Genomic DNA, 21,303 nt, shown 5'->3' on the forward strand with positions numbered 1-21,303 from the left:
TGTCTACCGGGTCAACCGGAGGAGGGGGCGGGAGCCGCATGGACAAGCGGTACGAGGTGTACGCGCTGGCCGACGGGCACTTCTACGACACGCCCGACCGGCTGTCGGCGGACGGGAGCGAGCCCGCGCCGCTGTTCGCGACGGCGCGTCGCGCGGTCCCGGACGGCTGGCACGCGGCGCGCTCGGGCGACTGGCTGACGCTGACCCCGCTCGGCGGGGACGGCGCGCCGCTCCCGTCGCCGGCCCAGGGCTGGAAGATCCACTCCTCGGCGACGACGGCGAACGCGGAGCGGATCGCCCGGATCGTGTGGGACTACTGCATGCCGCGCCGCATCCCGTTCAAGTTCGTGCCGTCCCCGCATCTGCTGCACCTGCGCAACGCCAAGTACGCGGGCCGCGACACCAGCGGCAAGTTCGTCACCGTGTACCCCGCCGGCGAGGACCAGCTGCACGAGGTGCTGCGCGAGCTGGGCGCGCTGCTGGAGGGCTGCGAGGGGCCGTACATCCTGACCGACCTGCGCTGGCACGACGGTCCGCTCTACGTCCGCTACGGCGCCTTCGCACGGCGGTACGTCGTCGACGAGCGCGGTTCGCTGGTCCTCGCCGTGGCCGACGGCGAGGGGCGCCTGGTCCCGGACCGGCGGACACCGTCCTTCCAGGTGCCCGAATGGGTGACGCTGCCGGAGTTCCTGCGGCCGCATCTGGAGGCCCGCAACACCACGACGGTGGGCGAGCTGCCGTACCGCATCGAGAAGGCGCTGCACTTCTCCAACGGCGGCGGGGTGTACGTCGGCACGGACACCCGGGACGGGCGCCGGGTGGTGCTGAAGGAAGGGCGTCCGCACGCGGGGCTCGCCGCCGACGGGGCGGACGCGGTGGCCCGGCTGGCGCGGGAGAAGGCCGCGCTGGAGCGGGTGGCCGGGACGGGCCTGGTGCCGGAGGTGCGGGACTGGTTCACGCTGGGCGACCACCGGTTCCTGGTGATGGACCACCTGGAGGGCCGCCCCCTCAACTCGTTCTTCGCCGAACGGCATCCGCTGCTCACCCCCGACCCGGACCCGGCGAAGGTCGCGTCGTACACGGCGTGGGCGCTGCGCATCCACCGGGCGGTGGAGCGGGCGGTGGCGGCGGTGCACGCGCGCGGGCTGGTCTTCCACGACCTGCACGTCTTCAACGTGATGGTCGCCCCGGACGAGGAGACGGTGTACCTCATCGACTTCGAGGCGGCCGCCCCGGCCGCGGAGAACGGCCGGCAGACGGTGGCCCACCCCGGCTTCTTCGCCCCGCCGGACCGCCGGGGCACGGACGTCGACCGGTACGCGCTGGCCTGTCTGCGCCTCGCCCTGTTCCTGCCCGTGACCACGCTGTTCGTGGTGGACCGCGGCAAGGCGGCCCATCTGGCGGACGTCATCGCGGAGCAGTTCCCGGACGTGCCGCGCGCCTTCCTGGACGAGGCGGTCGCGGAGATCACCCGGGAGACGGCAGGCCGGAGCACACCCGCGCCGCCGGTCGTGCCGGGCGACTGGCCCTACAGCCGGGACTCCATGGTCAAGGCGATCCTCGCCTCCGCGACCCCGGAGCGCGACGACCGGCTCTTCCCCGGCGACATCGCCCAGTTCTCCGACGGCGGCGGCCTCGGGCTCGCGCACGGCGCGGCCGGGGTGCTGTACGCGCTGGAGGTCTCCGGCGCCGGCCGGTACGACGAGGGCGAGCGCTGGCTGCTGGACCACACCGCCCCGCCGCCGCCCGGCACCCCGCTCGGCCTGTACGACGGTCTCGCGGGCGTGGCCCTGGTCCTGGACCGGCTCGGCCACCGGCAGCGGGCGCTGGACCTGATCGGCGGCGTCCTGCGGGAGAACTGGCGCCGCCTCTCCTCCGACCTGCACGGCGGCCTCGCCGGACTCGGTCTGGTCCTCGGCCACCTGGCGGCCGCGACCGGCGAACCGGCGCTGCGCGACCGTGCCGCCGAGGCCGCCGAGATCCTCGTACGACGCCTCGCCGAACCGGTCCCGGACCCGCCCCGGCGCCGGGCCGGGCTGCTGCGGGGCGCGAGCGGGCCCGCGCTGTTCCTGCTGCGGCGGTACCAGGAGACCGGTGAAGCAAGGCTGCTGGCAGCGGCGACCGAGGCACTCCGGCGCGACCTGGCCTGCTGCGTCGTCCAGCCGGCGGGCGGCGCCCTGGAGGTGGACGAGGGCTGGCGCACACTGCCGTACCTCGGCGACGGAAGCGTGGGGATCGGGCTGGTCCTGGACGACTACCTGGCGCTGACGGGCGACGCCCTCGCCGAAGCAGCCGACACCACAACGGAGTTCGAGCAGGCCCGGGCCGGCATTCTCACCGCCGCCACCTCCCGTTTCTACGCACAGCCCGGTCTCTTCCAGGGCCGCGCCGGCATGGTCCTGCACCTCGCCCGGAGCACCGCGCCGGGCGCCGGCCGGGAGCGGCTCGCGCAGCAGATCGACGGGCTCGGCTGGTTCGCGATGGCCTACCAGGGCCAACTCGCCTTCCCCGGGCACCAGATGATGCGGCTCTCCATGGACCTCGCCACCGGAACGGCAGGCTGCCTGCTCGCGCTCGCGGCGGCCCACGACGCCGGGCGCTCGGCGCACCTGCCGTTCCTTCCGCCGCCACCGGCGGCCCGCACCCGCGGCTCCGCCACGGAGTCGTGACACAACCCCGTCCCCAATGAAGGGAAAGGACACGAACATGGCACTTCTCGACCTGCAGACCCTGGAGTCCGACGAGCTGTCCCACACCGGCGCGAGCACGGTGAGCCTGCTGTCCTGCGTGTCGGCGGCGAGCATCCTGCTCTGTCTCTGACCCGGCCGGTGAGTCCACGGCTCCGGGCAGCCCTCTCCCCCGTCTGGGAGGGGGCTGCCCGGAGCCTTCCCGTCCGCTCCGACGCGAGGCCGCAGCCGATGACGCCCTCCCCCGACGCTCCCGCTCGTCTGCCGCGTGCCGTGCTCCGGCACGGCGGCGCCCGCTGTGCCGCCCTGTGCGCCGTGAGCGCGGCCGCGACGGCCGCCGGACTGCTGCTGCCGGCCGCACTCGGCCGGACCCTCGACCTGCTGCTCGCACATGCCCCGGCGGTCCGCTGGGTGGCCTGCTGCGCGGGCCTGGTGCTGCTGATCGCCGTGCTGGACGGATGCGCGGGCGTGCTCACCGGCACGGTCGACGCGCGGTCCACCGCGTGGCTGCGCCGCCGGGTCACCGGGCAGGTGCTGGCCCTGGGCCCGCGCGCGGGCGCCCGGTTCGGCGCCGGGGACCTGGTGGCGCGGCTGGTCGGCAACGCCGCGCAGGCCGGGACGGCGCCGGCCGCGCTGGCCGCGCTGCTCGCCGCGCTCGCCGGGCCGGTCGGGGGCGTGGTGGCGCTCGGCGTCATCGACCCGTGGCTGGCGGCCGTGTTCCTCGTCGGTGCGCCCGTACTGGCGCTGTTGCTGCGGGCGTTCGCCCGGGACACCTCGGCGTGCGTGGCCGACTACCAGCGGGTGCAGGGCCGGATGGCGGCCGCTCTCGCCGAGGCGGTCGGCGGCTTCCGCACCATCCGGGCCGCGGGCGCGGAGGACCGCGAGACGGCCCGGATCCTCGCACCGCTGCCCGAACTGTCCCGCGCCGGGCACCAGATGTGGCGGGTGCAGGGGCGGGCCGCCGCACAGGCGGTCACCGTGGCACCGCTGCTGAACCTGGGCGTGGTCGCGGTGGCGGGGCTGCTGCTCGCCCACCACCGCCTGTCGGTCGGCGAGGTGCTGGCCGCCTCCCGGTACGCCGTCCTGGCGACGGGAGTCGGTGTGCTGGTCGGTCAACTGGCCGCGCTCTCCCGGGCCCGGGCGGCCACCGGACGCCTCGCCGAGGTACTGGCCGAACCGGCGCCCGGGTACGGCACCCGAGGGCTGCCGTCCGGCTCCGGGCGACTGGAGCTGCGCGGCGTGACGGCGAGCCGGGGCGGCCGTACCGTCCTGGACGGCGTGGACCTGCTCGTCCCGGGCGGCACGATCCTCGCCGTGGTCGGCCGCTCCGGCACGGGCAAGTCCCTGCTGGCCGAACTCGCAGGCCGACTCGCCGACCCGGACGCGGGCGAGGTCCTGCTCGACGGGATCCCGCTGCGTGAGCTGAACCATGCCGACCTGCGCCGAGCGGTCTCTTACGCCTTCGAACGCCCTGCCCTGCTAGGCACGACCATCGAGGACACCATCGCGTTCGGGCTCACCACGCCCTCGCCGGCCCGGATCCGGTCGGCCGCGCGCAGGGCCCGGGCCGACGGCTTCGTCCGCCGCCTGCCCGACGGCTACGCCACCCGCTGCGCCGACGCGCCCCGCTCCGGCGGCGAGTCCCAGCGCCTCGGCCTCGCCCGCGCCTTCGCCCACGGCGGCCGTCTGCTGATCCTCGACGACGCCCTCTCCAGCCTCGACACGGTCACCGAGCACCAGATCGCCCAGTCCCTGCTGGCCCCTGGCACGGGCCCCACCCGCCTGCTGATCGCCCACCGCACGGGCACGGCGGCCCGCGCCGACGCCGTCGCCTGGCTGGACGGGGGCCGGGTACGGGCGGTGGGCCCCCATGCGGAGCTGTGGCTGGACACGGAGTACCGGGCGGTGTTCGGAGAATGAGTGCGCGGACGCGGGTCCTTGGATCGGTACGGGCGCGCTGGAGAGTCCTGGTCCGGCTCGGGCTCTGGTCCGTGCTGGAGGCAGGGCAGACCTTCCTGATCGGCTATGCGCTGGCCCGGGCGCTGGACGACGGGTTCCTCGCCGGGAACGCACGGACCGGTCTGCTGTGGCTCGGCGCGGCCGGGCTCGCGGTGGGCGCCGGGGCGTACGGGACCGGGCGGGTGTACGGCGTGGTCGCCGCGCTGGTCGAGCCGGTCCGGGACCGCCTGGTGGCGAGCGTGGTCGGGCGCGGGGTGCGGGAGGCGGACGCCGCGGCGCTGTCCCGGCTCACCCAGCAGGTGGAGATCGCGCGGGACACGCTCGCCGGACTGGTGCTGGTCTCCCGCTCCTTCCTGTTCACCGCCGCCGGCGCGCTGATCGGCCTGTTCTCGCTCGCCCCGCTGCTGCTGACGGTCGTCGCGCCCCCGCTGCTGGCCGGGTTGTGCCTGTTCGCGGCGACCCTGCGGCCGCTGGCCCGTCGTCAGGAGGCCTTCCTCGCCGCCGACGAAGCGCTGGCGGAGGACCTGGGCGCGGTCTGTCCGGGGCTGCGGGACGTGACGGCCGCCGGTGCCGAGGCACGGGTGTGGGCCGGCGTCGCGGAGTCGATCGACGCGGAACAGCGGGCCGCCCGCGCCCTGGCCCGCTGGAGCGTGGCCCGCGTGGCCGCGCTGGCGGTGGGCGGCGAGCTGCCGGTGGTCCTGCTGCTCGCCACCGCGCCCTGGCTCCTGGGCCACGGCGTGACGCCGGGTGCGCTGGTCGGTGCTCTCGCGTACGTCACCCAGTCCCTGCTCCCCGCCCTGCAGAACCTCGTCCACGGCCTGGGCGCCAGCGGGTCCCGGCTCACGGTCGTCCTACGCCGCCTGGCACCGACGACGGCCTCCGGGGTGCGGCGGCCCGAGAACCGGAGCAACTCCCTGCGGGCCACGGGAACCCCGCCGCCCGACGCCCCCGCCCTGGACCTCACCTCCGTCACCTTCGCCTACGGCCCCGCGCGCGAACCCGTCCTCGACGGACTCGACCTCAGCGTCCCCGCGGGGGCACACCTCGCCGTCGTAGGACCGAGCGGGATCGGCAAGTCGACGCTCGCGGGTCTGGTCGCCGGGCTGCTGGAGGCGCGGGAGGGGGTGATCCGGGTGTACGGGCACGCCGTTCCGGGGCCGGGAGCCGCCGCTTCCCGGGTGCTGATCCCGCAGGAGGCGTACGTCCATGGCGGCACGCTCGCCGAGAACCTGGGCCTCTTCCGCCGGGACCCGGTGCCGGAGGCGGAGCTGCTGGCCGCCGCCGAGGCGGTCGGGCTGACGCCCCTGCTGCGGGCGCTCGGCGGGCCCGGGGGCAGGGTCGACCCGGGCGCGCTGTCGGCCGGCGAGCGGCAGCTGATCGCGCTGACCCGGGCCTATCTGTCACCCGCGCCGCTCGCCCTGCTCGACGAGGCGACCTGTCATCTGGACCCGGCGGCGGAGGACCGTGCCGAGCGGGCGTTCGCGGCGCGGCCGGGCGGCACGCTGGTGGTCGTCGCCCACCGCATCAGCTCGGCCCGCCGCGCCGGCCGCGTCCTGGTGCTGGACGGCTCGCGCACCGCCTGCGGCACCCACGACGAGCTGCTGCGGACCTCGGCCCTGTACCAGGACCTGGTCGGCGGCTGGACGGCTGAGCCCACCGCACCGGTCCGGTGATCACACCCACCCCTCCCCCCGGGATATCCGGATCGCGTCGACGCGGTTGCGCGCCCCGGTCTTGCGGGTGATCGCCGCCATGTAGTTGCGCACCGTGCCGTGGGACAGGTGCAGGCTGCCGGCGATCTCCGCGATGGACGCCCCGCCGGCCGCCAGGGACAGCACGCTCAGCTCGCGTCTGGTCAGCGGCATCTGGGCCGCCTTGAGGAAGCCGAAGCCCAGCGACGCATCGACGAAACGTTCCCTCTCGGCGACGCTGCGGATCGCGCGCACCAGCCCCTCCGGCGAGCCCGCCTTGTCGACGAAGCCGAGCGCACCCGCCTCGGCCGCCCGCTTCAGCAGCCCCGGCCGATTCGCACTCGCAAGCACCACCAGCGCCGGAGGCCGGCCGCCGGTGCCGGGCGGACAGAGGTCGCCGAGCGGCGGCACGCCATGACCCTCGGCGCAGTCCAGGTCCACCGCGCACACGTCCGGGCGCACGGACCGCACCCGCGCGGACGCGCCACGCCAGGGCGTGTCCTCCACGTGCAGACCTGGTTCCCCCCGTAACCACTCCGCCAGGACCGATCGCACCAGACACGCGTCGTGCACCAGCAGTACCCGGATCACTGCCCGCCCCTCCAGTCGGCCGTACTTCGCCCCGTATCGCCGTGCTCACGTCTTCAGATGTTCAGCGCGTGCCCCATTCTTGGGCGCATTCGCCGTTCGCGGGCGCGCAGAATCGGCCATCAAGGTGCGCGGGGGCGCACACGCGGCGCCCGTACACCGCCGCGCGCTTCGGCTGCGGGGGCATGGTCCGGTCCGGACGGGGTATCCGGAGGCCCCGGGGCGGCACAGATCACGGCTGCCGCCGAAGGCGCGCGAAGGGCGCTCGCCGTGCGCCGCACGCCCCCGCGAGGGAGCCTGGACCCCGAGACGCGACGCGCGGCCCGGCGAGGAGGTGGTCGGCGTGTCCGACGGGCCAGGGCCGGCACAGGCACCGGCGGCCGCCAGGGCCGAGGTCGGCCGACCGCTGCTGTCCATGGCGCTGGCCTCGATGATCGAGGACGTGCACGCGCACTCCGGCGCGGTGTACCTGCTCAGGCCCGATCAGCCGGTCCTGGAGATGGCGGTGATGGCGGGCATGCCCCGCGCGTTCGCGGCGCCCTGGCAGCGGGTCGGGCTGAGCGCGCCGATCCCGGTCGCGGACGCGGTGCGCGAGCGGCGTCTGGTGTGGGTGGGCGGCGAGGAGCAGATGGCGCGCTGCTATCCGCGGATCTCGGTGGTGCTGCCGTACCCGTTCGCGCTGGCCGCGCTGCCGGTGGCGACGGCGGGCACCGTGTACGGCGCAGTGTTCGTGACCTGGCCCGGTGCGCATCCGCCGGAGCTGGCCGACTGGGAGCGCGAGCATCTGACGGCCGCCTGCGAACGGCTGGCCCTGCGACTGGAACGGGCCGCCGCGCAGAACCTGCCGATCGGCCCCGAGGCCGACGTGCTGGCGACGCCGCTGTCGGGTGTGGCGGACACGCTGGGGTCGGTGGAGGCGGCGCGGATGGTGTCCCGGCTGCCGTACGGGCTGATGTCGCTGGATCTGCACGGCCGGATCGCCTTCGCCAACACGGCGGCCGGCGAGCTGATCGGCCGGCCCGCCGGGGAACTGCTCGGCATTCTGCCGTGGGTGTCCGTGCCATGGCTGAACGACCCGATGTACGAGGACCGGTACCGGGCCGCGCTGATCAGCCAGCAGGTGACGTCGTTCGTGGCGCTGCGCCCGCCGGGCGAGTGGCTGTCGTTCCGGCTGTATCCGAGCACGACCGGGCTGAGCGTGCGGATCAGCCGGGCGCGGGCGGTGGCGGAGATGGCGCGGGAGGCGCCGCAGACGGGGCCCGGTCCCTCGCGGCTGGTGACCATCTCGCAGGTGCTGAGCCTGGCCGGGGCGCTGACCGAGGCGGTGGGGGTGCAGGACGTGGTGCAGCTGGTGTGGGACGAGGTCGCCCCGTCGGTCGGCTGCCAGGCCATGGTGATCCTCGGCTCGCAGGCCAGGCGCCTGCATGTGCTGGGGCACCGCGGGTATCCGGCTCCGTATGTCGTGGAGCGCTTCGACGGGCTGCCGTTGAGCGAACGCACCCCGGGCACCCATGTCCTGAACAGCGGGGTGCCGGCGTTCTTCGACTCGCGGGAGCAGCTGGAGCGGCTGTACCCGCACCGGGAGTCGACCCCGGACGGGTTCGCGGCCTGGGCATATCTGCCGCTGATCGCGTCCGGGCGGCCGGTGGGCACCTGTGTGCTGGCCTACGCCGAACCGCGGGTCTTCCCCGCCGACGAGCGGGCGGTCCTGACCAGCCTCGGCGGGCTGATCGCACAGGCGTTGGAGCGTGCCCAGCTGTACGACGCCAAGCACCGGCTGGCGCAGGGGCTGCAGGAGTCGCTGCTGCCGCACTCGCTGGCACCGCTGCCCGGCATCGAGGCGGCCGCCCGCTATCTGCCGGCCACTCAGGGCATGGAGATCGGCGGCGACTTCTACGACCTGGTGCCGACCCGGCCGCTGGCCGCGGCGGTGATCGGGGACGTGCAGGGACACAACGTGACGGCGGCGGCGCTGATGGGGCAGATCCGCACCGGGGTACGGGCGTACACCACGGTGGGTCAGGCGCCGCAGGAGGTGATGCGCAGCACCAACCGGCTGCTCATCGACCTCGGCGCCGACCTGTTCGCCAGCTGCGTGTACCTGCGGCTGGACCCGGTGCGGGGGCAGGCCGTGATGGCACGCGCCGGGCATCCGCCGCCCCTGCTCCGGCGCCCGGACGGCCGGGTGCGGGTGCTGGACCTCGCCGGTGGCCCGCTGCTCGGGATCGACGCGTCGGCCACGTACCCGACGACCGAGGTGTCCCTGGCCCCCGGCTCGGTCCTCGCCCTCTACACGGACGGTCTCGTGGAGTCCCCCGGCATCGACATCGAGGACTCCCTGGTCGACCTCGGCGCGCTGCTCGCCGAAGCCGGCGACCAGCCGCTGGAGATCCTGGCCGACGAACTGGTACGACACAGCGCGGCGGCACGGGAACGCGTGGACGACGTGGCGGTACTGCTGCTGCGGGCCCGCGGGGACCGTTGACCCACCGGGCACGACGACTGCCACCGGCTCCACGACCTGCGCTCGGGCTCACGACCTGTGGTCGTGCTCCACGACTGTGGTCAGGTTCCACGACTGTGGTCCGGTTCCACGACTGTGGTCCGGCCCTCCCGCCGGAGGGCCGGACCGTCCCTGCCGGCCGGAACCGCGGTGGGCCGGTCAGGGAGTCTGGGAACGGCTCGGCCGGTCCCGCCGAGGGAACGGCCGGCCGATCCCGGTGGGGGCGGACGGGTCGGCGGATCCCGGTGGGGGCGGACGGGTCGGCGGATCCCGGTGGGGGCGGACGGGTCGGCGGATCCCGGTGGGGGGACGGGCTGGTGGATCCCGGTGGGGGCACGGGCCAGCCGATCCCGGCGGGGGCACGGGTCGCCGATCCCGGTAGGGGGACGGGCTGGCGGATCCCAGTGCGGGATGGCCCGGCGGATCCCGGTACCGGACAACCCGCCCAATCCCCGTACGGGGAGAGCCCGCCCGATCCCAGCGCGGGACGGCCCGCCGAATCCCGGTACCGGACAACCCGCCCGATCCCCGTACGGGGAGAGCCCTGCCGATCTCGGTGCGGGACAGCCCGCCCGATCCCGGTGCGGGGAGAGCCCTGCCGATCCCGGCGCGGGACAACCCGCCCGATCCCAGCGCGAGACCCCTAGGTGTCCCGCTGAACGAAGGGCTAGTGGCTCCCGGTCAGGGACGACGACCCGTCGCCCGTGCCCTCGCCGGACTGGTCTGCGGTGCCTGTGCCGTCGCCGGTGCCGGACTGGTCGCCCGCGCCCGCCTGGTCACCGGCACCGGCACCCGCCTGGTCGCCCGCGCCGCCGCCGTCGCCGAGGGTGGCGCCGGTGGCCTGGAGGGCCGCGGTGACCGGCTGGAAGAAGGTCTCGCCGCCGCTGGTGCAGTCGCCGCTGCCGCCGGAGGTCAGGCCGACCGCGCCGCCGTCCTGGGTGAACAGGGAGCCGCCGCTGTCGCCGGGCTCGGCGCAGACGTTGGTCTGGATGAGGCCGTTGACGGTGTCGACGCCGTTCGGGTCGGTCTCGCTCTGGAAGTTGACGGTGGCGTCGAGGCCGGTCACCTGGCCGTTGTGCAGCCCGGTGGTGGAGCCCATCCGGAACACGGTCTCGCCGACGGTGGCGTCCGCGGCCTGGGTGATCTGGACGGTCTGGCCATTGCCGACGTTGACGTCGCTGGGCGCCTGGGTGGTGGCGTCGTTGTACTTCACGAGCGAGAAGTCGTTGCCCGGGAAGGTGGCCTGGTCCACGGTGGCAATGGGCTGGCCGTTCTGGGAGTCGGACCAGTCCTTGGCGGCAACCCCGCAGTGACCGGCCGTCAGGAAGGCCGGGCTGCCGTCGGACGCCTTGACGTTGAAGCCGAGGGAGCAGCGCACGTTGCCGCCCTGCACCTGGGAGAAGATGGCGTCGCCGCCCGACACGAAGGTCTTGAAGGTGCCGGCGGACTTCTTCAGGCTCGCCATGCCGGAGCCGAGGCTCTGCACGGTCGACTGGAGCCGGTTCCACTTGGCGCCGGTGACGCTGGAGTCGGCGGTGACCACGACCTTGTTGGTGCGCGGGTCCACGGCCCAGGCGGTGCCCGGGATGGTCGCCTTGGTCTTCAGCGTCCGTGCGGCGGCCTTGAGTTCGGAGGTGCTGTTCTCCACCTGGCGGACGACCGCGCCGGCCTTCTGCGCCTGCTGGACGATGTTGTTGTCGCCGCTGACCACGTTGACGACCAGCTGCTGCTTGCCGCTGTCGTAGTAGGACCCAGCCAGCGCGTCACCGAGCAGCTTCTGCAACTGCGCGGAGAGATCCGAGGCAGCCGAGGCCTTCAGGGTCTTCGCGGTGCCGGCGGCGCCCGCGGCATCGTTCTTGTCCTGTGACGCATTGGCGTTGGGCAGCAGGAGAGCCGCCGCTCCGAGCGCCGCGACACCGCCCACCGCTATCGCTGCCTTGCGCTTGGGCATTCGCTTGTGACTCAAACTTCTCGACCTCCTGGGGACGGGGGTCTGCCGCTGTCGGGCAGTTGATCGGGGGCGCCTGGATGGCTGTAGGTACGGGCGGGTCATGCGGTGCGTTCAATTCCGTTCGCCAACTTCCGCCCCCTGGAGGCGAATCGGCCACGCTCCGCGTGTCGCCCCGCACGGCCGGGAAGAATCCCCCATATGACGATGACCACCGCCGAAGCCGACAAGATCCTCTCCGCCAACTTCGCCCCCTGGGTGCTCGACCTGGGGCTGTGCGTCGAGGCCGTGGGCGAGGACCGCGCGATCCTGCGTCTGCCCTGGTCGGAGCGGCTGGCCCGGGAGGGCGGCGGGCTGTCGGGGCAGGCGCTGATGGCGGCCGCCGACACGGCGACGGTGATCGCGGTCTCGGCCGCGCGGGGCGGCTTCGTGCCGATGACGACCGTGCAGCAGTCGACGTCGTTCCAGCGGGCGGTGACCGGTTCGGATGTCCTGATCGAAGCGGTCCTGACCAAACTGGGCCGGCGGATGGCGTTCGCTGACATCACGTTGAGTGACGCCGCATCGGGCGCGCTCGCGGCGCGCGCGAACACGGTCTACGCACTGATGGGCTGACACGCTCAGCCACTGATCGGTAGCGGTCCGTTCCGATCACGTACCGGAATCCCTGCTTCAGGGAATCTGCACATCGAATACTCAACCAAGTCACCGGAGTCGGCGGATCTGCACAACCGCTTACCCCCGGTCACACCTTTGGTGCGGAGTGCCGGATTCGCCCGCGCGGCCGCAAGGGCCGGGTTGCGCCGATGCCGCGCGGCATGTGAAGGAGTCGCCGACAAGCCGTGCGCACACCTGCACGCTTGGGGCTCGGCGCGGGCCAAGTGCGCTGGTGAGAGCCCTGGTTGATTGGAAGCGCGGCCCGCGTGCGTGCTTTGATCCATCGCACCGCGGGGGTCCCCCGGGCTCCCGGAGACGGGCGTTCCGGCACCCGCGGTCGCGGCCGTCGTCTGTCCCCAGAGGGGGCCGCTCCCCCTTGTGAAATATCCATACGAAGGGAAGTTCCACCATGAACTCCACCCCCCAGGTTGAGACCGTCGAGATCTCGGACGCCGAGCTGGACAACGTCTCCGGCGGCCTTTCCGTGAACGCCCTGAACACCGTGACCGGCGCCGTCAACGGCGTTGCCCCGGTTTCCGGCGCGGTGGACACGGTCGTCGGCACCGTCGAGGGTGTCACCGGCCTGAACGTGGCCCCGATCACCAACCTGGTCGCCGGTCTCTGACCGCACCGCGGTGTCACCGAAGTCCCGGAGCCGTCCCACGGCTCCGGGACTCTCGGGTGCCCGAAGGCGTCCCAAGGCGCCCCAGGGCGCCCGAAGCAGGTCGTAACGATGTCTCTCCACGGGTGAGGGAAGTTCCGTGCAGTTCCGCCAACAGGCCCTCGCCAAGCTCCAGTCGCCGGAGGAGCTGGACCTTCCGGTGCGGCTGGCCCGTCCCCAGGGCTGGCTCGCGCTCGGCGTCACCGTCGTCGTCATGGCGGCGGCCTCCGTGTGGGCGGTGACCGGTTCGGTCACCTCCACGGTCAGCGCGCAGGCCATCCTGACCCACGGTCAGGGCAGCTATCTGCTGCAGAGCCCCGTGGCCGGCCAGGTCACGGCCGTACTCGCCCAGCAGGGCGAACGGCTGCCCGCGAACGCCCCCGTCCTCAAGGTGCGCACGGGTCAGGGCGACTCGGTGGTCCGCACGGTCGCCGCGGGCCGCGTCACGGCGCTCGCCGCCACCATCGGCCAGATCATCCAGACCGGCACCAACGTGGCCGCCGTCGAGAAGGCCGCCCACGCCTCCGACCCGCTGTACGCCACCGTGTACGTCCCCGCCGAGAGCGCCGCCGCCATCCCGGCGCACGCCTCCGTGGACCTCACCGTGTCCTCGGTGCCGACCCAGCGGTACGGCGTCCTGCGCGGGCACGTGAAGTCCGTGGACCGGACCGCCCAGTCAGCCCAGTCGATCGCCGCGTTCCTCGGCGACAGCCAGCTCGGCGAGCAGTTCACGAAGAAGGGCCGCCCGGTGGCGGTGCTGGTCGCGCTCGACACGTCGTCCGGCACGAAGAGCGGCTACCAGTGGTCCTCCGCGGACGGGCCGCCGTACAAGCTCGACTCCATGACCCTCGCCTCCGGTTCGATCCGGCTGGCCGACCAGCGTCCCGTCGATTGGCTGCTGCCGTGAGCACCACCCAGGAAACCCGCGGCAGCCGCAGACGGGCCGCCCCGGCCCGGCGCCCGGTCCCCAAGCCCCGTGGCGGCACGGTCCGTACCCCGACCGTGCTCCAGATGGAGGCCGTCGAGTGCGGTGCCGCCTCCCTCGCCATGGTGCTCGGCCACTACGGCCGGCACGTCCCGCTCGAGGAGCTGCGCATCGCCTGCGGTGTCTCCCGCGACGGCTCGCGCGCCAGCAACCTGCTGAAGGCGGCCCGCAGCTACGGCCTGACCGCCAAGGGCATGCAGATGGACCTGGCCGCCCTCGCCGAGGTGACGGCACCGGCCATCCTCTTCTGGGAGTTCAACCACTACGTCGTCTACGACGGCATGGGCCGCCGCTTCGGCCGGCGCGGGGTGTACATCAACGACCCCGCGAAGGGCCGCCGGTTCGTGCCCATGGAGGAGTTCGACGGCAGCTTCACCGGTGTCGTGCTGGTGATGGAGCCGGGCGACGGCTTCACCAAGGGCGGGCGCAGGCCGGGCGTGCTCGGCGCGATGCCGGCCCGGCTGCGCGGCACGGCCGGAACCCTGCCGGCCGCCGTACTCGCCAGCCTCCTGCTGGTCGCGGTCGGCGCGGCCGTACCCGCGCTCAGCCGTACCTACATCGACATGTTCCTCATCGGCGGCCAGACCTCGCTGCTGGGCGTGCTGTTCGCCTCGATGGCCACCTGTGTGCTGCTCACCCTGGTGCTGACCTGGCTCCAGCAGGCCAACCTGCTGCACGGCCGGATCATCTCCTCCACCCTCTCCAGCGCGCGCTTCCTGCGCCATCTGCTGCGGCTGCCGGTGACGTTCTTCGCGCAGCGCTCCCCGGCCGACCTGGTGCAGCGGCTGCAGTCCAACGACCAGGTCGCCGAGACCCTGGCCCGCGACCTGGCGGCGGCGGGCGTGGACGCGATCGTGGTCGTGCTGTACGCCGTGCTGCTCTACACCTACGACCCGCAGCTGACGTTCGTCGGCATCGGCGTGGCCCTGCTGAACGTGGTGGCGATGCGGCTGGTCATACGGCTGCGGGCGACGCGGACGGCGAAGCTGCGCGCGGACACCGCACGGCTCACCAACACGTCGTACACCGGTCTGCAGCTGATCGAGACGATGAAGGCGACCGGCGGCGAGGACGGCTACTTCCGCAAGTGGGCCGGGCAGCACGCCACCACGCTGGAGGAGCAGCAGCGGCTCGGCGTGCCGAGCGCCTGGCTCGGGGTGGTCGCACCGACGCTCGCCACGCTCAACAGCGCGCTGATCCTGTGGATCGGCGGGATGCGGGCGGTCGAGGGGCACATCTCGGTCGGTCTGCTGGTCGCCTTCCAGGCACTGGTCGCCCGCTTCACCGCGCCGCTCACCCGGCTCAACGGCGTGGCGGGCCGCATCCAGGACTTCGCGGCCGACGTGGCCCGGCTCAAGGACGTGGAGAACTTCCAGGCCGACCCGCTCTACGCCCGCCCCGGCGGCAGCGAATCGACACGCCGGCTGCACGGGCACGTCGAGCTGGAGAACGTGACCTTCGGCTACAGCCCGCTGGACAAGCCGCTGCTGACCGGGTTCGACCTGACCGTGGGCCCGGGGCAGCAGGTGGCGCTGGTGGGCGGCTCGGGCAGCGGCAAGTCGACGGTCTCCAGGCTGATCTCGGGCCTGTACACGCCCTGGGACGGCGTGATCCGCATCGACGGCCGCCGGCTGGAGGACATCCCGCGCGGCGCGCTCGCCTCCTCGGTCTCCTTCGTGGACCAGGACGTGTTCCTCTTCGAGGGCTCGGTCCGCGACAACGTGGCCCTGTGGGACCCGTCGATCCCGGACGAGGCCGTGGTGGAGGCGCTGCGGGACGCGGCCCTGTACGACGTGGTGATGCGCCGCCCCGGCGGCGTCCACAGCAAGGTGGAGCAGGACGGCCGGAACTTCTCCGGCGGGCAGCGCCAGCGCCTGGAGATCGCCCGGGCGCTGGTGCGGCGGCCCAGCATCCTCGTGCTGGACGAGGTGACCAGCGCGCTGGACGCGGAGACCGAGCTGGTCGTGATGGACAACCTGCGCCGGCGCGGCTGCGCCTGTGTGGTGATCGCCCACCGGCTGAGCACCGTCCGGGACAGCGACGAGATCGTGGTGCTGCAGCACGGCGCGGTCGTGGAGCGCGGGCGGCACGAGGAGCTGGTGGCGCACGGAGGCGCGTACGCCGCGCTGGTCAGGGAGCGGTGAGATGACGACCGTCGGCGAAGGCGACCTGGTGCTCGGTGCGCTGGGGTCCATGGGCACGCGCATCGACTGCGCGGGCTTCAACCGGCTGGACCTGGAAGGCCCGCAGGTGCTGTGGCTGGTCGCGGCCGGCGCGCTGGACCTGTTCGCGGTGGACGCCGCGCAGCAGGGCCACTGGCACCACCTCGGCCGCCTGGAGGCGGGCGCGCTGCTGCTCGGCCCGGTCGCCGGGCCCCAGCACACCCTGGTGGCGCGCCCGGCGCGGGACTGCGTGGTGCACCGGATCAACCTGCGCGAGCTGTACCAGCCGGCCAACACCCAGACCTGGTCGTACGACGAGTACGGCAACCCGCAGTACGTACCCCCGGCGTCGAGCCCGCTGGAGTACGCGGTCGCGCTGGGCGTCGGCCGCGGCCTGTCCGTGCTCTTCCAGGCGCCGATGGCCGAGGAGCGGTCCGCCGCCCCGGCGGACGACGACGTGTTCTGGATGCAGGTGCCGCCGGGCAGCGTGCAGTACGGCTCCCTGTACGGCGCGGAGGCCGCCGCCGACCTGCTGATGGACCCGGCGCTGTGGCAGAGCATGGTCGACCAGCAGTACCGGCTGCTGACCGCGCTGGACCGGTGGATCGAGCAGCTGGAGCGGACCCACGAGACGCGGACGGCCGCCGGGATCAAGGCCGGTGAGGCGGTCCGCGCCCAGGCCGACCAGACCCTGCTGGCCTCCATCGGCAAGCGTTCGGCCCGCCGTACGACGGCCGCGGACGCCGACGCCAGCCATGCGGCCTGCAGGCTCGTCGCCGAGGCGGCCGGGATCACCCTGGCCGGGCCCGCGCAGAGCGGCACCGAGAGCGAACGCCTCGACCCGGTCGAGCGGGTGGCCCTGGCCTCCCGGGTGCGCACCCGTGCCGTACGTCTGGACGGGCGCTGGTGGCGGGAGAACGTGGGCCCGCTGGTCGGGCACCGGGCGCTGTCCGGGGCGCCGGTCGCGCTGCTGTGGCGGCGCGGCGGCTATGTGGCCGTGCACCCGGGCACCGGACGCGAGACTCCGATCGAGAAGGCGAACGCGGAGGAGTTCGAGCCGCGCGCGGTGATGTTCTACCGGCCGCTGCCCGAGCGGCGGCTCAGTCCGCTCGGGCTGCTGCGGTTCAGCCTGCGCGGCACCCGCGGCGACGTGCTGAACCTGATGCTGGCCGGGCTGGTGACGGTGGCGATCGGCGCGCTGGTGCCGATCGCCACGGGCAAGGTGCTCGGCGAGTACGTGCCCAAGGCGCAGACAGGTCTGATCGTCCAGGTCTGTCTGGCGGTGATGATCAGCGGTGTCGTGGCGGCCGCGTTCACGCTGCTGGAGAACCTGACGATCCTGCGTCTGGAGGGCCGTATCGAATCGGCGCTCCAGCCGGCCGTCTGGGACCGGCTGCTCAGGCTCCCGACCCGGTTCTTCACGCAGCGGTCCACCGGTGAACTCGCCAGTGCCGCCATGGGCATCAGCGCGATCCGGCGGCTGCTGGCGGGCGTCGGCCCGGTGGTCGCGCAGTCGGTGACGGTCGGTGCGATGAACCTGGGGCTGCTGTTCTGGTACAGCGTGCCGATGGCCATGGCGGCGATCGGCATGCTCGTCGTCATCGCGGCCGTGTTCCTGGGGCTCGGGCTGTGGCAGGTGCGCTGGCAGCGCCGGCTCGTGACGCTCGGGAACAAGCTGAACAACCAGGCGTTCCAGACGCTGCGCGGCCTGCCCAAGCTGCGGGTGGCGGCGGCGGAGAACTACGCGTACGCCGCCTGGGCCGGGGAGTTCGCGCGCAGCCGGGAACTCCAGCAGAAGGTCGGCCGGATCAAGAACCTGACCTCCGTGCTGGGCGCGGTGTATCTGCCGGTGTGCACGCTGCTGATGTTCATGCTGCTGGCCGGTCCGGCCAGGGGCGCGATGTCGGCGGCGGCGTTCCTCACCTTCAACACGGCGGTGACGATGGTGCTGACCTCGGTCACCCAGCTCACGGGTTCCTTCGTCTCGGCGGTGGCCGCGCTGCCGCTGTTCGAGGAGATCAGGCCGGTCCTTGACGCCACGCCCGAGGTGCGCACGGCGAGCACCCGGCCGGGACCGCTGTCCGGCGCGGTGGAGGCCCGTCGGCTGTCCTTCCGGTACGCCGACGACGGCCCGCTCGTCCTGGACGACGTCTCCTTCGCCGTCCGCCCGGGCGAGTTCGTGGCGATCGTCGGGCCCAGCGGCTGCGGCAAGTCCACGCTGCTGCGCCTGCTCATCGGCTTCGACAAGCCGGTCTCGGGCAGCGTCCTGTACGACGGCCAGGACCTGGCGGCCCTCGACCAGTCGGCGGTGCGCCGGCAGTGCGGGGTGGTGCTCCAGCACGCGCAGCCGTTCACCGGCTCGATCCTGGACGTCATCTGCGGCACCGAGCCGTACACGCCGGAGGAGGCGATGGCGGCGGCCGAGATGGCGGGTCTGGCGGAGGACATCAAGCGCATGCCGATGGGCCTGCACACGATCGTCGCGGGCAACGGCGCGATCTCGGGCGGACAGCGGCAGCGTCTGATGATCGCCCAGGCGCTGATCCGGCGCCCGCGCATCCTGTTCTTCGACGAGGCGACCAGTGCCCTCGACAACGACACCCAGCGCATCGTCATCGAGAGCACCCGCAAGCTCAACGCCAGCCGCATCGTCATCGCCCACCGCCTGTCCACGGTGCTGGACGCGGACCGGGTCGTCGTGATGGAGGACGGCAAGGTCATCCAGCAGGGCCCGCCCGCCCAGCTCCTCGCGGACACCACCGGGCGCCTGCACGAGTTGGTGCGCAGGCAGTTGGCGTAGGGCGTCCGGCGCCGCCGGCCGGGTCGCCGCGCTGGTTCCCTCGGGCGACCATGGATCCTGGGGGCGAGCGCGGGAGACGCCCATGACGGACACCGAGGTGCTGATCGCCGGAGCGGGTCCGGTCGGCCTGACCGCCGCCCTCGAACTGAGCAGGCGGGGTGTCACCTGCCGGCTTGTCGACAGGCTTCCGGAGCGGTTGCCGTACGCCAGGGCGGTGGGGATCCAGCCGCGGACGCTGGAGGTCTGGGACCGGACGGGCGTGGCCCGCGCGGCCCTGGACGCGGCGATCCCGCTGCGCGGCCAGCTGGTCTACGTCAACGGCACCGAAGAGGCCCGCATCGACATGGCGCTGCCGCCCGAGGTGCCGTACGGGTTCGCGGCCCTGCCGCAGTACGAGACCGAGCGCATCCTCGAAGAGCATCTCGCCCGCTTCGGCGGAAGCATCGAGCGCGGCACGGAGTTGCTGTCCTTCGTCCAGGACGCCGACGGCGTCACCAGCCGGCTGCGCACCACGGCCGGCGCGGAGCAGGAGGTTCGCTCGCTCTTCCTGGTCGGCTGCGACGGCGCACACAGCGTCGTGCGCAAGACGCTGGGACTCTCCTTCGAGGGCGGCGCGCTGCCGGAGGAGTACATGCTGGCGGACGTGGAGGTGGACTGGGACCTGGCACCGGGCTGGACGGTGCGCTCGATGCACCACACTCCCGACGGTGACGTGGACGACCTGCTCGTGTGCATCCCGCTGCCCGGCCGGTGCCGCTACCGCATGTCCATGCTGGTCCCGCCGGAACTCTCGCCGCGGGACCGGCCCGAGGCGAAAGACGCGGTCGCCCACGGCCTGGAGACCGAGCGCGCCCCGCGCCTGGAGCACGTCCAGGCGGTCCTGGACCGGCTGTCCCCGCGGCCGACGACCGCGTCGGCGATGCGCTGGTCGTCGGTGTTCCGGATCAGCCACCGCATCGTGGACCGCTACGGCGAGGGCCGGGTCTTCGTGGCCGGCGACGCCGCGCACATCCATCCGCCGACCGGCGCCCAGGGCATGAACACCGGGATCCAGGACGCCTACAACCTGGGCTGGAAGCTGGCCCTCGCGACGCGGGGCGTCGCCCACCCCGAGCTGCCGGCGAGCTACGACACCGAGCGCAGGCCGGTCGGGGAGGAAGTGGTGGGACGCACCCTGCGGCACGCGACGCAGGGCATTCAGGCCGACCCGGACGATCCTGTGACCGTGGGACTGCGGGAGGCGCAGTTGCTCATCGCCTACCCGGACAGTCCGCTCGTCGAGCCGGGCCCGGCCGCCGGTCCCGGTCCTGCCGCGGGCGAGCGCGCACCGGACTGCGGCGGCCTGCTGGACCCTCTCGCGACCTTCCCGCTGCGCCTGTACGACGTGCTGCGCGAACGCGACCACGTCCTGCTGCTCCACGCGGACTCCGCCGACGAAACCAAGGGTTTCGAGGAGCTGGCCGACACCGCGCGCGGTGTCGCACACGGCCAACTGACCTGCTACTGCGTGCTGCCGGAAGGCGTGGACGCGGGCCCCCTGCCCCTGCCGGTGCTGCGCGACAGCCGGGGCGAGTTCCGCGAGCGGTACGGGACCGGCGGGAGCGACGCGTTCCTCGTACGCCCGGACGGCTATCTCGGCGCCCGGGTCTCACCGGCCGCCCAGGGGCCGCTCTCCGCAGCCCTCACCCGGGTGTTCGCCGCCTGAGGGTCAGTCCAGGCCCGGCACCGGCGCGCCCGAGGGCACTCCGGCCCCGATGTAGCCGTCGTAGAACTCCTTCCAGGGCGCACTCGCCCCGGCATGGGGCCCCTCGAAGCGCTCCCCGCGGGCCCTGGCGTCCAGGGCGGCGAGGCAGACCTCCCAGCCGGCGCCGTTGCGGGCGGCGGTGTTCTCGGCGACGAGAACGTTGGTGAGGGTGAACCGCGTGCGTCCTTCGCCGGCCTCCTCCAGGTCGAAGTGGAGTTCGTCGCCGCCCCACTCGAAGGAGAGGTGGCGGGGCGGGTCGACGGCGAGCACCCTGCCGGTGGACTCCGGCATGTCGGGGTCGCCGCTGAACCGGATGGCGCCGCCGGGGCGCAGGTCCATCTCGGCGCGGGAGGGGAACCACGCGGCGAGTTCGTCCGGGTCGGTCACGAAGTGCCAGACGCGGTCGACGGGGTGGTCGTAGGTGCGGCTGAAGCGGACGGCGGGGCGGCCGTCGTCGAGCGTCAGAAAGGTGCCGGTGAGGTCGACGGACATGGTGCTCGGTCCTTCGCGATGAGGGGTCTCAGGTGTCGTCCGGCGTCTCGCCCGTCGCGTCGAGGCGGCGGCCCAGCGCGTCGAGGCTGCTGTTCCACAGCCTGCGGTACGGCGCCAGCCAGGCGTCGAGGGCGGCGATCGGGGCCGGGTCGAGGGCGTAGACGCGGCGCTGCGCGTCCTGCCTGACCCGCACCAGACCCGCCTCCCGCAGCACCTTCAGATGCTTGGACGTGCTCGGCTGGCTCAGCCCGCATGCCTCCACGATCTCCCCGACGGGCCGGGGCCGCTCCAGGAGCAGAGCGACGATGGCCCGCCGGTGGGGGTCGGCGAGAGCGGTCCAGAGCGCGGCGTCGGACATGGGACCAATATGCCTATGCAGTTATATTCCAGTCAAGGAATGTACGGTGATGGCCCCCGGGAGCGGGG

General features: G+C 73.5%; 15 protein-coding genes. 11 read left to right on the forward strand and 4 right to left on the reverse strand.

The features are described from left to right. Positions 1–38: 38 nt before the first annotated feature. The 4 genes from lanKC to CRP49_RS40145 all read left to right on the forward strand — a co-directional run bounded on the left by lanKC (position 39) and on the right by CRP49_RS40145 (position 6,319). Positions 39–2,669: a class III lanthionine synthetase LanKC gene (gene lanKC / locus CRP49_RS40130; protein ID WP_097258306.1), complete on the forward strand. Its 2,631-nt coding sequence runs from the start codon at positions 39–41 to the stop codon at positions 2,667–2,669. 37 nt (positions 2,670–2,706) lie between these two features. Continuing rightward, positions 2,707–2,820, forward strand: a complete 114-nt coding sequence (locus tag CRP49_RS40135; RefSeq protein ID WP_094222020.1) for a SapB/AmfS family lanthipeptide — start codon at positions 2,707–2,709, stop codon at positions 2,818–2,820. Positions 2,821–2,918: 98 nt separating this feature from the next. Further along, entirely contained in the window at positions 2,919–4,607 is a 1,689-nt protein-coding gene (locus tag CRP49_RS40140; protein ID WP_097258307.1) for an ABC transporter ATP-binding protein, read from the forward strand. Continuing rightward, the gene (locus CRP49_RS40145; RefSeq protein WP_179851996.1) at positions 4,604–6,319 is read left to right on the forward strand and encodes an ABC transporter ATP-binding protein; all 1,716 of its coding nucleotides are present in this window, start codon (positions 4,604–4,606) and stop codon (positions 6,317–6,319) included. Before CRP49_RS40140 ends, CRP49_RS40145 begins: the two co-directional genes overlap by 4 nt. On the opposite strand, the gene CRP49_RS47320 is transcribed toward CRP49_RS40145, so the two are convergent. Continuing rightward, complete coding sequence (locus tag CRP49_RS47320; protein ID WP_107428326.1) at positions 6,320–6,928, reverse strand: response regulator transcription factor; 609 nt, start codon at positions 6,926–6,928, stop codon at positions 6,320–6,322. It lies immediately after the preceding gene. 331 nt (positions 6,929–7,259) lie between these two features. Here CRP49_RS47320 and CRP49_RS40150 point away from each other — a divergent pair, with 331 nt between their 5' ends. Beyond that, complete coding sequence (locus CRP49_RS40150) at positions 7,260–9,410, forward strand: SpoIIE family protein phosphatase (RefSeq protein ID WP_179851997.1); 2,151 nt, start codon at positions 7,260–7,262, stop codon at positions 9,408–9,410. A 685-nt stretch (positions 9,411–10,095) separates the two neighbouring features. Here CRP49_RS40150 and CRP49_RS40155 read toward each other — a convergent pair. Continuing rightward, the gene (locus CRP49_RS40155; RefSeq protein ID WP_097258308.1) at positions 10,096–11,379 is read right to left on the reverse strand and encodes a S1 family peptidase; all 1,284 of its coding nucleotides are present in this window, start codon (positions 11,377–11,379) and stop codon (positions 10,096–10,098) included. A 198-nt stretch (positions 11,380–11,577) separates the two neighbouring features. Here CRP49_RS40155 and CRP49_RS40160 point away from each other — a divergent pair, with 198 nt between their 5' ends. From CRP49_RS40160 to CRP49_RS40185, 6 genes are all read left to right on the forward strand, one after another. Next, on the forward strand, positions 11,578–11,991 hold the full coding sequence (locus CRP49_RS40160; protein ID WP_097258309.1) for a PaaI family thioesterase: 414 nt from the start codon (positions 11,578–11,580) through the stop codon (positions 11,989–11,991). Positions 11,992–12,442: 451 nt separating this feature from the next. After that, positions 12,443–12,658 carry a type A2 lantipeptide gene (locus CRP49_RS40165; RefSeq protein ID WP_097258310.1) on the forward strand — a complete coding sequence of 72 codons (216 nt, stop codon included), beginning with the start codon at positions 12,443–12,445 and terminating at the stop codon, positions 12,656–12,658. A 136-nt stretch (positions 12,659–12,794) separates the two neighbouring features. Further along, positions 12,795–13,601 (forward strand): HlyD family efflux transporter periplasmic adaptor subunit, encoded by an 807-nt coding sequence (locus CRP49_RS40170; protein ID WP_097258311.1) that lies wholly within the window; start codon positions 12,795–12,797, stop codon positions 13,599–13,601. Then, the gene (locus CRP49_RS40175; protein ID WP_097258312.1) at positions 13,598–15,823 is read left to right on the forward strand and encodes an NHLP family bacteriocin export ABC transporter peptidase/permease/ATPase subunit; all 2,226 of its coding nucleotides are present in this window, start codon (positions 13,598–13,600) and stop codon (positions 15,821–15,823) included. Before CRP49_RS40170 ends, CRP49_RS40175 begins: the two co-directional genes overlap by 4 nt. Position 15,824: 1 nt before the next feature. After that, on the forward strand, positions 15,825–18,641 hold the full coding sequence (locus CRP49_RS40180) for an NHLP bacteriocin export ABC transporter permease/ATPase subunit (protein ID WP_097258313.1): 2,817 nt from the start codon (positions 15,825–15,827) through the stop codon (positions 18,639–18,641). 82 nt (positions 18,642–18,723) lie between these two features. Next, positions 18,724–20,346 (forward strand): FAD-dependent monooxygenase, encoded by a 1,623-nt coding sequence (locus tag CRP49_RS40185; RefSeq protein WP_097258314.1) that lies wholly within the window; start codon positions 18,724–18,726, stop codon positions 20,344–20,346. A gap of 3 nt (positions 20,347–20,349) precedes the next feature. Here the strand turns inward: CRP49_RS40185 and CRP49_RS40190 are convergent, their stop codons facing one another. Together CRP49_RS40190 and CRP49_RS40195 are read right to left on the reverse strand one after the other, a co-directional pair. After that, on the reverse strand, positions 20,350–20,877 hold the full coding sequence (locus CRP49_RS40190; protein ID WP_097258315.1) for an SRPBCC family protein: 528 nt from the start codon (positions 20,875–20,877) through the stop codon (positions 20,350–20,352). A gap of 28 nt (positions 20,878–20,905) precedes the next feature. Next, complete coding sequence (locus CRP49_RS40195) at positions 20,906–21,235, reverse strand: helix-turn-helix transcriptional regulator (protein WP_097258316.1); 330 nt, start codon at positions 21,233–21,235, stop codon at positions 20,906–20,908. Between the last annotated feature and the right edge of the window lie 68 nt (positions 21,236–21,303).

The organism is Streptomyces sp. Ag109_G2-15, from assembly GCF_900215565.1.
In the GTDB taxonomy this organism is placed as follows: domain Bacteria; phylum Actinomycetota; class Actinomycetes; order Streptomycetales; family Streptomycetaceae; genus Streptomyces; species Streptomyces diastatochromogenes.

What these genes read in the sequence shown, in the direction of transcription:
- lanKC (WP_097258306.1), top strand. Translation starts at nt 39, where the DNA reads ATGGACAAGCGGTACGAGGTGTACGCGCTGGCCGACGGGCACTTCTAC.
- CRP49_RS40135 (WP_094222020.1), top strand. Translation starts at nt 2,707, where the DNA reads ATGGCACTTCTCGACCTGCAGACCCTGGAGTCCGACGAGCTGTCCCAC.
- CRP49_RS40140 (WP_097258307.1), top strand. Translation starts at nt 2,919, where the DNA reads ATGACGCCCTCCCCCGACGCTCCCGCTCGTCTGCCGCGTGCCGTGCTC.
- CRP49_RS40145 (WP_179851996.1), top strand. Translation starts at nt 4,604, where the DNA reads ATGAGTGCGCGGACGCGGGTCCTTGGATCGGTACGGGCGCGCTGGAGA.
- CRP49_RS40155 (WP_097258308.1), bottom strand. Translation starts at nt 11,379, where the DNA reads ATGCCCAAGCGCAAGGCAGCGATAGCGGTGGGCGGTGTCGCGGCGCTC.
- CRP49_RS40160 (WP_097258309.1), top strand. Translation starts at nt 11,578, where the DNA reads ATGACGATGACCACCGCCGAAGCCGACAAGATCCTCTCCGCCAACTTC.
- CRP49_RS40165 (WP_097258310.1), top strand. Translation starts at nt 12,443, where the DNA reads ATGAACTCCACCCCCCAGGTTGAGACCGTCGAGATCTCGGACGCCGAG.
- CRP49_RS40180 (WP_097258313.1), top strand. Translation starts at nt 15,825, where the DNA reads ATGACGACCGTCGGCGAAGGCGACCTGGTGCTCGGTGCGCTGGGGTCC.
- CRP49_RS40185 (WP_097258314.1), top strand. Translation starts at nt 18,724, where the DNA reads ATGACGGACACCGAGGTGCTGATCGCCGGAGCGGGTCCGGTCGGCCTG.
- CRP49_RS40190 (WP_097258315.1), bottom strand. Translation starts at nt 20,877, where the DNA reads ATGTCCGTCGACCTCACCGGCACCTTTCTGACGCTCGACGACGGCCGC.
- CRP49_RS40195 (WP_097258316.1), bottom strand. Translation starts at nt 21,235, where the DNA reads ATGTCCGACGCCGCGCTCTGGACCGCTCTCGCCGACCCCCACCGGCGG.